Below are 12125 nucleotides of genomic sequence, written 5' to 3' on the forward strand. Positions count from 1 at the left end.
ACATTTCCTATTCCATAAAAAAGAAGCTGCCCCAAAGTAGAATTCACTACTTTTGAGACAGCCTCATTAATTTCAATAACAATGCTTAAAACTCAAATTCCACATCGCTAAGACGTCTTTGAATTTCAGAGATGACACGTCTCTCTTCCTCTTCACCTTTAGCAATAAAGGTAACGGAGAAACGAACAAACGGACCTGCATCATCCCAAGGCACAGTGGAGATCAGCTTCTCACGAATGAGGAATTGGGAGAAATCTTCACCGGATTCAAAGCGACGGCCGTCTTTGATTCCCTTAGGTGCAGCGACATACAGGAAGAAGGAGCCTTTTGGCTTCTCAGCTTTAAAGCCGAGGCTGTTCAGTGCATCAACCAGCAGGTTGTGACGACGGGAGTATTTATCTGCAATCGCTTCAGTAATCTCCGGATGAGCAAGACCATAAGCCGCTGCTTTTTGAATCGCGATAAATTGGCCGGAATCGTTATTATCCTTCACATCGCTGAAAGCTTTAACCACTAGCGGATTACCAGCCACAAAACCAATTCTCCAGCCCGTCATATTGTAAGACTTAGAAAGAGAATGCAGCTCTACACCCACATCCTTTGCACCTGGAACGGAGAGGAAGCTAAGTGGCTTCAAACCGTCATAGGTCAAGGCAGCATAAGGTGCGTCATGGATAACCACTACATCGTATTTTTTCGCCCATGCAACGACCTCAGCAAAAAACTCAGGAGTGGCACTAGCGCCCGTTGGATTGTTTGGATAGTTTAGATAAAGAAGCTTAGCTTTACGAGCAATGTCTTCCGGAATTTCATTCAGATCTGGAAGGAATTTGTTCTCCTTCTTCAGCTCCACTGTAAATACTTGTCCACCCAAATATTTAGTATGTGTACCCAAGACTGGATAACCCGGCACGGTCATAATCGTGATATCACCTGGATTGATGAAACAAGATGGCAACATAGCCAGCGCAGGCTTCGATCCGATGGAGTGAACTACCTCCGTGTCTGGATCAATTCCTTCCACCCGGAAAACTTCCCGCAAATATTCAGCAGCAGCAGTCTTGAATTCGGCAATTCCATTGTCCGCATATCCGCGGTTTTCTTCCTTCGCTGCTTCTTCAGCAAGCTTAGCTACGATACCCGCATCAGCCATCTCATCCGGCTCGCCTACGCCCATATCAATTAGTTCAATGTTAGGAAAATCCTGTTTTGCGGATGCTTTAGCACGTTTGATTTTCTCGAATTTATAAATCGAAGTGTCTTTGCCATAATTGGCACCGCCGATGCGGTCTGCAAAATTAGTCTGAATGAAGCTATCTTGGTATTGTTCAATACTCATACTGTCATCTCATCTCCTGAATATCTATTCTACTTTTAAAAGAAACGGCTTCGCCGTCCCTTGGATGGCGTATGTTTCCGGATATCCGTTTCATTATAAAAATAAGGATAAAGAATAAGGCATTACCCTTTCTTTATCCTTATGTTTTTAAATATGCCGTAAAGTAGTGTTCAATACCATAGACTAATTATCACTTCATTTGTACTTATCTGCTGCGTAGTGTGAACAGCACTTCTTCCATATCCTCTGGAATAGGTCTGCTGAATTCTTTATATTCACCTGTGGTAGGATGAACAAATCCAAGCACCGCCGCATGCAACGCTTGTCCATTCATCGTAGTGCCCTTGCTGCGTCCATATATCGGATCACCTACAAGTGGATGGCCAATGAACTTCATATGTACCCTGATTTGATGCGTGCGGCCAGTCTCCAGCTGCAGCTCCAGCAGTGTACAATCTCCGAAACGTTCCATTACTGTAAAATGGGTTACGGATTTCTTGCTGTTCTTTTCGGTTACTGTGTATAGCTTGCGATCATGTGGATCTCTGCCAATCGGTGCGTCAACAGTTCCCTTATCATGCGACAAGTTGCCGTGTACGACTGCAATATATCGGCGCGTAACACTATGCTCTTTAAGCTGTGCGGCAAGCGAGGCATGACTGGCATCATTCTTAGCCACCATGATAAGACCAGAGGTATCCTTATCGATCCGATGGACAATACCTGGACGAATCTCACCGTTAATGCCGGACAGATCCTTACAGTGATACATCAGCGCATTTACTAAGGTGCCTGACGGATGTCCCGCAGCTGGGTGCACAACCATGCCCCGGGGTTTATTAATCACAATGACATCGCTGTCTTCATATACAACTTCAAGAGGAATGTTCTCCGCGATCAAATCCGTTACTTCTGCTTCAGGGACAACAACGCTAACCACGTCGCCTTCCGATAACTTATAGTTGGCTTTCACTGGCTTGCCATTAACCGTAACGTTACCGCCGCTGATCCACAGCTGCACCTGAGAACGGGAAATTTCTTCTTCCCATGATTCCGTAATATATTTATCGATTCGCTCCCGCGCGTTCTCTGCCGAAACGGTCCATTCCGTGACGTCCCTCTCTTCTTCGCTCGTAGATGCCGCTTGGTGATTGACGTCTTTATTCAAATCATTCATTCCCTTCTCTTACTTCCTTTGCTTCTTTCACTTCTTTTATTTCCGTAATTTCTTCGCCATTCTTAAGGTCACGAAAAGAATCCAGAAGAATCAATCCAACCCCAATGACAATACAAGAATCCGCCACGTTAAAAATCGGGAAGCTATAGCTCCCAAAATTGAACAGAAGGAAATCAACAACCTCACCATTGATTATCCGGTCCAGGAAGTTACCGATAGCTCCACCCAGTACAAGCCCTAGGGCAACAGATAACAGCTTCCGCGAGTGTCTAGTCTTGTTCAAATACCAAACGATACCACTAACCACTACAACCGTAACTAGAAAGAAGAACCATTGCTGACCTTCGAGAATCCCAAAAGCAGCCCCGCGATTGCGATGAGAGGTAATCAGGAAAAAATCTCCGATAACAGAAATCTGTTCTCCGATCTCCAGACGTGTAGCAATGAGATACTTTGTCCCTTGATCCACCAAAAATACAATAAGAGCAATCAAATAGTACACCACAGAAGTTGTCACTCCGTTCTTATTTTTCCCGCTAAATGCGGTACGAATACTGTTTAAAGACTTGTATATTGTAGCACAGCCCTTAAAGAATCGTCTATTGCGGGACATCCGCTAAGTTCAATCTTGGGGACTATTTTCCAGCGCTAAAATCCCTGCTCTCCGGTCAACCTAACAGAAGAACCATCCGGTGTTATCCGGCAAGTCGGAATGATTCTTATAAAAGGTACAGAAAGGAGCTTTCTCATTATGACGCACCTGACAGTACAGCAGCTCTCAGAGCTACGCGCACGATTGGAAAAAGATCGGGATACGATTCAGCACAGGCTTCAGAATAATGAACATTACGGCTTAGATGAATCCATGCGGGATGGCTCCGGTGAACTTTCCGAGAATGACAACCATCCAGGAGATGCAGCCACCGATTTGTATAATCGCTCCATGGACATTTCACTGTTAGAGCGGGACGAGCATGAGCTGGACGATATTGAAGCTGCTTTATCCGCTATGGATAATGGCACCTATGGGATATGCAAGGCTAGTGGTGAGCCGATCCCTTTTGAACGTTTATCTGCCATCCCTTCCACACTTTATTGTAAAGAGCACAACCCGCGGCAAAACGCACCTTTCACTCGACCAGTAGAAGAGGAGCTGTTATCTCCACCTTTTGGACGAACCAGTCTGGATGAACGCGACGATCAAAACGGTTTTGACGGCGAGGATGCCTGGCAGATTGTTGAAAGCTGGGGTACCTCGAATTCTCCCGCCATGGCGGAGGGCAACAATATTGATTCTTATAATGATATGGAGATTGAAGCTGATGAGCTGGAAGGCTGCGTAGAGCCTTGGGAGAACTTTATCGCCACTGATATCACGGGCAACAATCTAATTGTAGTGCCGGGACGGAGCTACCAGCGTTATTTGGACAGTGACGAGGCAACCCATAGCCTAGATCCTCTCGACGAAGACTAAACACAAATGTCCCCTATACAAAAACATTTAAACAGCGTACTGTTCCAGTTTTGAGGAATGGTTCGCTGTTTTTAATCTTAACGTTTCGATGACTATTTGAACTCTAGCTGACGCTGTACGATCCGCACAATATCCGCAATATAATCACCAATGATCGGTAGATTGAGCGCGCCTAGTCCCTGAAGGATATAAATAATCGTTGCCGCAAAAAAAGTAAAACCCAGTGCAATCCCAACTCCCCGAGCTGCTCCAAATAAAATATTTCTCCAAATCAACCGCCAAGGTGAATATAGCAGATCCGTATATTGATAAATTCGGGATTTTTCCAAAATATGAGCCCACTCAAAGGTCAAACGGTACATCGTATTCATTTTTTCTTCCAGCGGAATATCCTCGGGATTACGCGGATCTGCTGTTAGATACTCAGGATTAACTTCAGGAAAAGCCTTATTCTCCCTTTCCTTGTCTGGGTTATTCTTATTGCCGGATGTCTTAATGGAGATTCTCCTCTTATTTCCCTCCACAGCTACGGCTCCTCTCATATGTCTTTCCTTCGCTACAAAGTAAACGAGCCCGGCCAAAGAGAATTCATCTCCTTAAGCTCGGGACTCGTTAGTTTTGCGCCGAAATATAAAGACTATATTTCCCGCATAAACGGAAGATCTCCGTTTACACTTATGCCGCTAGTATATGCTGTTTTGGGACAGGTAATGCAGAATTATACTTCGATATGGATACCGATGGATTTGTCACCGACTTCTACCGTCTCAAAAGCATGTTCTCCATCAAAATCAACCGTAGTCACAAGAACATTGTCTCGCAATACATTGTCAAATGCTGTAACAGCTGCTTTTAGCTCATCATCTAATTTCAAGGTGAGTGCGATCCGTTTCTCAATCGGCAGATCCAGACGTTTACGGTAATCTTGAACCGCACGAATGATCTCACGAACCCAGCCTTCTTGTTCAAGCTCAGGCGTGATTTCGGTATTGAGCGCAACCGTAACTCCATATCCGGAAGCTGCGGCGAAACCTGCTTTGGCTTGTTTTTCAACAAGCAGCTCTTCAGAAGTGATTACAAGCTCTTCACCTTCAGGTGTCGCAATTGCAATTTTACCGTCCTGTACCGCTTTGCGGGTAGAATCACTGTCGAGGCTTTTCAGGAAGCCTTGCAGGAAGCCTACATTTTTACCGTATTTTTTACCGGCTACCTTAAGATTCAGCTTGAGTGTGAAATCAACAAATCCGCTGTCACTGTTCTCCAGCACGATGTTCTTGATGTTGATCTCATCTTTGATGATCTCTTCATACTCAGCCAAATGGAAGTCGCGGTTCATCGAAACGATCAGCTCGGACAGCGGTTGACGATTCTTAATGCCTGTTTCGTTACGTACGTTACGCGCCAACTCAACGATCTGTCTTGCACTTTCCATATCCTCTTCCAGCTCTTTATCGATCAAGTTCTCGTCAGCAACCGGGTAGTCTGCCAAATGCACACTTTCTCCGCCGCCAAGGTTCGTGAAGATATCTTCGGACAACATCGGTGTAAATGGAGCCATCAAAGTTGCTGTCGCCAAAAGCACATGAGTCAACGTACGGTATGCATCCAGTTTATCTTCACCTAGGCCACTCCCCCAGAAACGGTCACGGGAACGACGGATATACCAGTTACTCAGCTCATCCACAAAGTTCTCAATAGCTCTAGATGTATTCACGAAGTCATTTACCGCAAGTCCTTTATCCACCAAAAGAATCAAGCTGTTCAGACGGGACAGAATCCAGCGGTCCAGCTTATGTTTTGATACTTTAAAAGGATGATCGGCTGGATCGTAACCATCAATGCCCGCATACAGCGTCAAGAAGGCATGTGTATTTACCAGCGTATCCACTACTTTAGATTTCGTCTCACCTACAAGACCACGCGAGAAACGTTTATTATTCCACGGTGCACTGTCGGACAAAATAGCCCAACGGAAAGCATCCGTACCATACTCATTCATGATTTTCCAAGGATCAATAACATTGCCCTTGGATTTGGACATTTTTTGACCATTCTCATCGAGGATATGGCCTGTAGCAATTACCGCTTTATAAGGTGCTTTACCCTTGAACAAGGTGGATACTGCAAGCAAGCTATAGAACCATCCACGGGTCTGGTCGATCCCTTCACAGATCATATCTGCCGGATACTGATCATTCAGCTTATCCTCGTTCTCAAACGGATAATGGCTTTGTGCAAAAGGCATCGAGCCACTATCGAACCATACGTCGATCACTTCCGATGTACGAACCATCTCTGCACCTTCGCTAAACGGACTGCGCAGTTTGATCTTATCCACGAAAGGTTTATGCAGTTCGATATCTTCAGGAACATCACCAATCGCCATCGCTCTTAGCTCTTCAATGCTGTGTGGAGCAAACTCTTTGCCCGTCTCTTGACATACCCAGACATTGAGGGGTGTACCCCAATAACGGTTACGGCTGATATTCCAGTCAACCAGTTCATCCAAGAACTTCCCGAAACGTCCTTCACGTACATGCTCAGGGTACCAAGCCACACTGTTGTTGTTAGCAATCAGCTGATCTTTGATCGCTGTAGTGTTGATGAACCAGCTGTCTGTTGCGTAATACAAAAGTGGTGTATCACAACGCCAGCAGAACGGATAGCTGTGCTCGTATTTCTCTTTACCGTAAAGCAATCCTTTTTCAGACAAAACCTTAATGATATCCAGATCGCAATCCTTAACAAAACGTCCCGCAAAATCAGAGACTACATCTGTATACTTACCGGAATTATCAACCACATTTACGAAGCTGATGCCATTCTCACGGCAAGTCTTGTAGTCATCCTCACCATGTGCTGGTGCCATGTGTACGATCCCTGTACCACTGGAATCTGTAACGAAAGAAGCGCCTACGATAACATTGCTTTTCTCTGCCTTAATATATCCGAATGGAGGTGCGTAAGTTTTACCGATAAACTCGGAACCTTTATGTGTAGAAAGGACTGTGTGCTCACCTTTCATTACTTCTTCGACCAAGTTTTTAGCAACGATGTACACACCATCTTCTTGTTGCACACGTACATAATCCATGTCCGGGTTCATAGCTAACGCCATATGGGCTGGCAAGGTCCAAGGTGTTGTCGTCCAAGCCAATACGTAGTCTCCGCTGTCATCCAGCTTGAACTTCGCGGTTGCACTGAGATCCTTAACGGTTTTGTAGCCTTGAGCAACTTCATGTGAGCTTAGTGTAGTCTGGCAGCTCGGGCAATACGGGCTAACACGGTGTCCGCGGTAAAGCAACCCGTTCTCATGCACTGTAGCCAAGATGTTCCATACACTTTCGATATAGGTGTTATCCAAGGTTACGTAAGGATTATCTAAATCCGTCCAGTATCCGATTGCTTCTGTAAATTCACGCCATTGCTTCTCATAACCGAAGACGCTGTCTTTACATTCCTGGATGAATTTTTCTACGCCATATTCCTCGATCTCTTGTTTGCCGGAGATGCCAAGCTTCTTTTGTACTCCTAGTTCTACTGGCAGACCGTGTGTATCCCAGCCCGCTTTACGTACCACGCGGTAACCTTTCATCGTCTGGTAACGACCGATGAAATCCTTGATTACCCGTCCCAGCACGTGTCCGATATGCGGCGCACCGTTTGCTGTAGGCGGACCTTCATAGAATACATAGTTTGGACGTCCCTCACGGTTCTCCATGGACTTGCGGAACGTATTTTCGTCGCTCCATTTCTTTAATATGCGGACATCTCTTGCCCGCGCCTTTTCTCTGACATCTACTTTTTGCATGTGATGGTCAATCCTTTCATGGATTAGTCTATAAAGCTCTTTTCGATCTTTGGGCGACCTTGCGCAGCTGGTCGCTCACCGCTCTTGCCCTGGCTCCCGAGCTGCGATCCCGTAGGGCAGCAATCGCTCGGGGCGCCATACGCGACCTTGCGCAGCTGGTCGCTCACCGCTCTTGCCCTGACTCCCGAGCCGCGATCCCGTTAGGGCAGCAATTGCTCGGGGCGCCATGGGCGACCTTGCGCAGCTGGTCGCACCGCTCTTGCCCTGGCTCCCGAGCCGCGATCCCGTTAGGGCAGCAATTGCTCGGGGCGCCATTTTCGCGACCTTGCGCAGCTGGTCGCACCGCTCTTGCCCTGGCTCCCGAGCTGCGATCCCGCAGGGCAGCAATCGCTCGGGGCGCCATTCCGCGACCTTGCGCAGCTGGTCGCACCGCTCTTGCCCTGGCTCCCAAGCCGCGATCCCGTTAGGGCAGCAATTGCTCGAGGGGCCAATGGGCGACCTTGCGCAGCTGGTCGCACCGCTCTTGCCCTGGCACCCGAGCTGCGATCCCGCAGGGCAGCAATCGCTCGGGGCGCCATACGCGACCTTGCGCAGCTGGTCGCTCACCGCTCTTGCCCGGGCTCCCGAGCTGCGATCCCGTAGGGCAGCAATCGCTCGGGGCGCCATGGGCGACCTTGCGCAGCTGGTCGCGCACCGCTCTTGCCGTAAAGGCCCCGCAGGCGAACCCGCCAGGGGAGCCTAAGAAGGGCCGCTCCTTCAGCCACATGAATCCGTTCGTTTCCACCACCGTACCTAGTTTGCACGAGGCTTTACTTTGCGGGTGTCCAGAGGGCAGCAGCCCTTGGGGTCCCCCTTAGAAAGGGGGATTTAGGGGGATGGCCGTCCCGGAACAACAAAATAAGCGTCATCCCACCCCCAAAGGGGCGAGACGACGCTCGCGATACCACCCTAATTCTGCGCATGAGCACATCCTTAAGGGGAGTGTATTCAGCACAATCTCAGTCCTGCGCGTAAATCTTGTGCACAGGTCCGGTGTAACGTCCGGCAGACGGTTAGGCTTACGCACGATCAACGCTTCAGCTTAACTTCTAGGGGAAGATCTTCCGGCAGGGTTCGAACAATCGGCTCGCAGCAATCGCCGACTCTCTGGAGAACGTTACCTTGTCGTACTTGTCCCGTCATCGAATACATATAAATATTATTCAGATATGTTCTATTTATAGACTTTTTGAATCTAAATGTCAACAACCATTCGCCCAATCTAGCTATTATGAGGGTACTTGCACATGGAGTTCACTTTATTATGGTCTATTTTATCGGAAAATAAAAATAGAGGGAATAGCTCCCTCTATTTAGCCAATTATCGTCTGAAACCTTTAGATGCGATGAAGAACATCATCCTTGAAAGCTACGTTCTCGCTCGCCTCACGACTCTCTAAGGCATTCCAGTCATCCTGTGATAACAGCTCCAGCTGAGCTTCCACTAATGTCCGGAAACGAGTGCGATAGATCGAAGCTTGCTTGCGCAATTCTTCAGTCTCAATAGCAACCTTACGGGATTTGGATAACGCTTCGTTAATAATACGATCGGCGTTTTTCTCCGCTTCCTTGATAATGAGCTGGGATTCCTTCTTGGAGTTGTTCTTCACATCATCCGCCGCTTCCTGAGCGACTAAGATCGTCTTCGATAAACTTTCTTCAATATTCACAAAATGATCCAGACGCTCTTGAATAGACAAAAGCTGATTCTGCAGTTCCTTGTTCTCACGGATGACGCTTTCGTAATCCTTGATCACTTGATCCAGAAATTCGTTGACCTCGTCCTCATCATAACCGCGAAGTCTCCGAGAAAACTCCTTGTTATGTATATCGAGCGGTGTTAATGGCATGCTGTGCACCTCCTAGAAATTTCGGACCTTCTTTATCTCTAAATCGCAACTAAGCGGCAGACAAAGAAGAAAGACTGTACTTCAAGTAAAGGCAGAAGGTGTTCCTGTGTTCCGCCTGCCATTCATGGTCCGCCTCTTCTTAAAAGTATCGGCGTCCAGCTTAAAAAATGTTTGATTCCCTCGAAATAATCAATTTCGACAAGTAAGACCGTATTCCTGCAAGGGATTCACACAAATTTACCAATCTGAACACGGTATCGGCCCTTTTTCGTCAAACTGCCGACCTCTAGAACCTTGAAGCGACCAAAGCCTTGAATAGATACCATGTCACCATCCTTAAGACCGCAGGATGGGTCTTCCTCCACTTTCCAGTTTACCCGAACACGTCCAGCCTTGATGGGAGCAAGAATTTTGCTTCGGCTAAGCCGTGTTACATCTGCGGCAATGCCATCCAATCGCAGGGATGCTACAGTCAAATCCATCAATTCCAGCTTAACCTCACTATTACGCAAGGCGGAAAGGGGTAATACTTCCGTACTTACCTGTATCCGGTGCACTCCAGTTAAATTCATAGCTAAATAATCTGCAATATCAGCAGCGACTACAACATGACAACCATCGTCCAGAACATGAATATCACCGATTTTGCCTCGTTTAACGCCCAGCCCCAGAATAGAACCCATGTAGTCCCCGTGCTCCAGAGACAGAAACTTCTGCTCCCCTGAGGTTATTGCAAGCACCTTCAGCTCCATGTCTTCCTGATCCAGGTCACGATAATCAGGAGCGACAAGCGCTCGCTTCCGCTCTGCCTCAGCATGTCCACCTTCCCATTTAACAATCACATCAGGATGGCGGTTAACTAAAGTTTGCAAAATAAAACCTTGGCGGGGATCGAGAAATTCAGTTAATTTAGTCTCATGATATTCTCCAGCGTTGGTAACCCATTCGAAGGCCTTGTCCACAAATTGACGTTCATCGGGATGAAAATGCCCGTAAACTTCGTTCTTCATCACAATTGCCTAAAAAATCAAATGCAGGATAGATTTAAGTCCGCCTGCAGCGAATTCCAAGACAAGTAATGCAATAATTGGAGAGATATCAAGTGTACCGAAGAGCGGTGGAATAAACCGTCTGAAAGGTGTTAAATACGGCTCTACGAGTTTGCTTAGCAGTTCTCCAATGAAGTTATCACGAACGTTGGGTAACCAGGACATTAGCACATAGAAAATAATCATGTAAAAATAAATGTTAAACAAAATATCGATAATGTAATCAATTTGAAGCAAAGCCCATTCACCTCATTCTGTTATAGTCTTGATCGTCACCTAGGATTTCTGTAATGGAGCCTTGAATTTCAACAGTATCTGGAGTGCACATAAATATATTGCCCCCAATTTTAGAGATTCCTCCCCCAAGGGCATAAACAGTTCCGCTGAGAAAATCAATAATTCGCATTGCTTGATCATTGCGAACACGCTGCAGGTTAATTACTACCGTCCGATGCGAACGGAGATGATCAGCAATCTCCTGTGCCTCATCATATGAACGTGGTTCATATAATACAACCTTGACATTTTTTTGCGAATGGATACTGACAACGTTGCCCCTCTGATTTTTGCGGGTTTCTACAGGGGCCGGCTCATACTCATCCTCTTCGTGGATTTGCTCCCGCTCCACAACTTCCTCTTCCTCCTGCAAGCCCAAAAAACTCATAAATCGGTTCATAACGCTCATCACGATCCCTCCTAATGGCCTACTAACACCGTACCCAGGCGTACCCAGGTGGCTCCTTCCTGTATCGCCACTTCAAAATCATTCGACATTCCCATGGACAGCTCCGTAATCGGCTCAGGTGTCAAAGCAAGTTGATTAAGCTCATCGCGCAGCTCACGAAGTCCGCGAAATACAGGACGGGTAAGCTCTGAATCACCTTCTAAAGGTGCCATCGTCATAAGTCCAATTACCTTAACGCGGTCCAAACTAGCGATTTCACGTAAAAATCCAGGTACTGCCTCAGGTGACAGACCAAACTTCGTATCTTCGCCAGAGATATTCACTTGAAGAAACACATTCACTTCCTGATCAGCGGCAAGCGCCTTTTTGTGTAATTCTTGCGCCAGAGACATCCGGTCCAAAGAGTGTATATATTGAAATTTGCCAATAACGTCTTTAACCTTATTGGTTTGCAAATGCCCGATAAAATGCCATGTCCCTTTGTCCCCTAAAACCTTCCATTTGTGCTCAGCATCCTGCCAGCGACTCTCAGCAACATGCTCTAGGCCTGCCTCCAATACGGAGGATACCATTTCCAGAGAAACATATTTCGTCACTGCAATTACCTTGACGTCATTACGATCCCGGCCGCTTGCCGCACAGGCACGTGCTACACGTTCCTCTACCTCAGCAATTCTCTCCTGCAGTGTTAAAGACAACTT

At 46.8% G+C, this 12125-nt stretch carries 11 protein-coding genes and 1 other annotated feature; of the genes, 1 reads left to right on the forward strand and 10 read right to left on the reverse strand.

What is annotated here, in order from left to right; translation table 11 throughout:
• Window positions 1-85: 85 nt before the first annotated feature.
• The 3 genes from MHB56_RS07130 to lspA all read right to left on the reverse strand — a co-directional run bounded on the left by MHB56_RS07130 (window position 86) and on the right by lspA (window position 3021).
• Entirely contained in the window at window positions 86-1339 is a 1254-nt protein-coding gene (locus MHB56_RS07130) for an LL-diaminopimelate aminotransferase (protein ID WP_076098555.1), read from the reverse strand.
• Between the two features lie 205 nt (window positions 1340-1544).
• Window positions 1545-2516, reverse strand: coding sequence for an RluA family pseudouridine synthase (locus MHB56_RS07135; RefSeq protein WP_076192046.1), 972 nt, complete (start codon window positions 2514-2516; stop codon window positions 1545-1547).
• The gene (gene lspA, locus MHB56_RS07140) at window positions 2509-3021 is read right to left on the reverse strand and encodes a signal peptidase II (protein ID WP_036683603.1); all 513 of its coding nucleotides are present in this window, start codon (window positions 3019-3021) and stop codon (window positions 2509-2511) included. The genes MHB56_RS07135 and lspA overlap by 8 nt, the downstream gene beginning before the upstream one ends.
• A gap of 246 nt (window positions 3022-3267) precedes the next feature.
• Here lspA and MHB56_RS07145 point away from each other — a divergent pair, with 246 nt between their 5' ends.
• A complete protein-coding gene (locus MHB56_RS07145; protein ID WP_076098553.1) occupies window positions 3268-3990 on the forward strand; it encodes a TraR/DksA C4-type zinc finger protein in 723 nt (240 codons plus the stop codon).
• Between the two features lie 92 nt (window positions 3991-4082).
• Here MHB56_RS07145 and MHB56_RS07150 read toward each other — a convergent pair whose 3' ends face one another.
• The 7 genes from MHB56_RS07150 to MHB56_RS07180 form a co-directional block, all read right to left on the reverse strand.
• Complete coding sequence (locus MHB56_RS07150; RefSeq protein ID WP_282579970.1) at window positions 4083-4373, reverse strand: DUF5665 domain-containing protein; 291 nt, start codon at window positions 4371-4373, stop codon at window positions 4083-4085.
• A 335-nt stretch (window positions 4374-4708) separates the two neighbouring features.
• A complete protein-coding gene (ileS, locus tag MHB56_RS07155; RefSeq protein ID WP_341143431.1) occupies window positions 4709-7801 on the reverse strand; it encodes an isoleucine--tRNA ligase in 3093 nt (1030 codons plus the stop codon).
• A 916-nt stretch (window positions 7802-8717) separates the two neighbouring features.
• Window positions 8718-8992 (reverse strand) — a binding site (T-box leader).
• A 185-nt stretch (window positions 8993-9177) separates the two neighbouring features.
• Entirely contained in the window at window positions 9178-9690 is a 513-nt protein-coding gene (locus MHB56_RS07160; RefSeq protein WP_051491297.1) for a DivIVA domain-containing protein, read from the reverse strand.
• Between the two features lie 227 nt (window positions 9691-9917).
• Window positions 9918-10700, reverse strand: coding sequence for a YlmH family RNA-binding protein (locus MHB56_RS07165; protein WP_339169298.1), 783 nt, complete (start codon window positions 10698-10700; stop codon window positions 9918-9920).
• A 9-nt stretch (window positions 10701-10709) separates the two neighbouring features.
• Window positions 10710-10976 (reverse strand): YggT family protein, encoded by a 267-nt coding sequence (locus tag MHB56_RS07170; RefSeq protein WP_036683616.1) that lies wholly within the window; start codon window positions 10974-10976, stop codon window positions 10710-10712.
• Between the two features lie 7 nt (window positions 10977-10983).
• Window positions 10984-11424 carry a cell division protein SepF gene (locus MHB56_RS07175; RefSeq protein ID WP_036683619.1) on the reverse strand — a complete coding sequence of 147 codons (441 nt, stop codon included), beginning with the start codon at window positions 11422-11424 and terminating at the stop codon, window positions 10984-10986.
• A gap of 11 nt (window positions 11425-11435) precedes the next feature.
• Window positions 11436-12122 carry a YggS family pyridoxal phosphate-dependent enzyme gene (locus MHB56_RS07180; RefSeq protein ID WP_340394477.1) on the reverse strand — a complete coding sequence of 229 codons (687 nt, stop codon included), beginning with the start codon at window positions 12120-12122 and terminating at the stop codon, window positions 11436-11438.
• Window positions 12123-12125 lie beyond the last annotated feature (3 nt).

This window comes from Paenibacillus sp. FSL H8-0315, assembly GCF_038005365.1.
Taxonomy (GTDB): Bacteria; Bacillota; Bacilli; order Paenibacillales; family Paenibacillaceae; genus Paenibacillus_AQ; species Paenibacillus_AQ odorifer.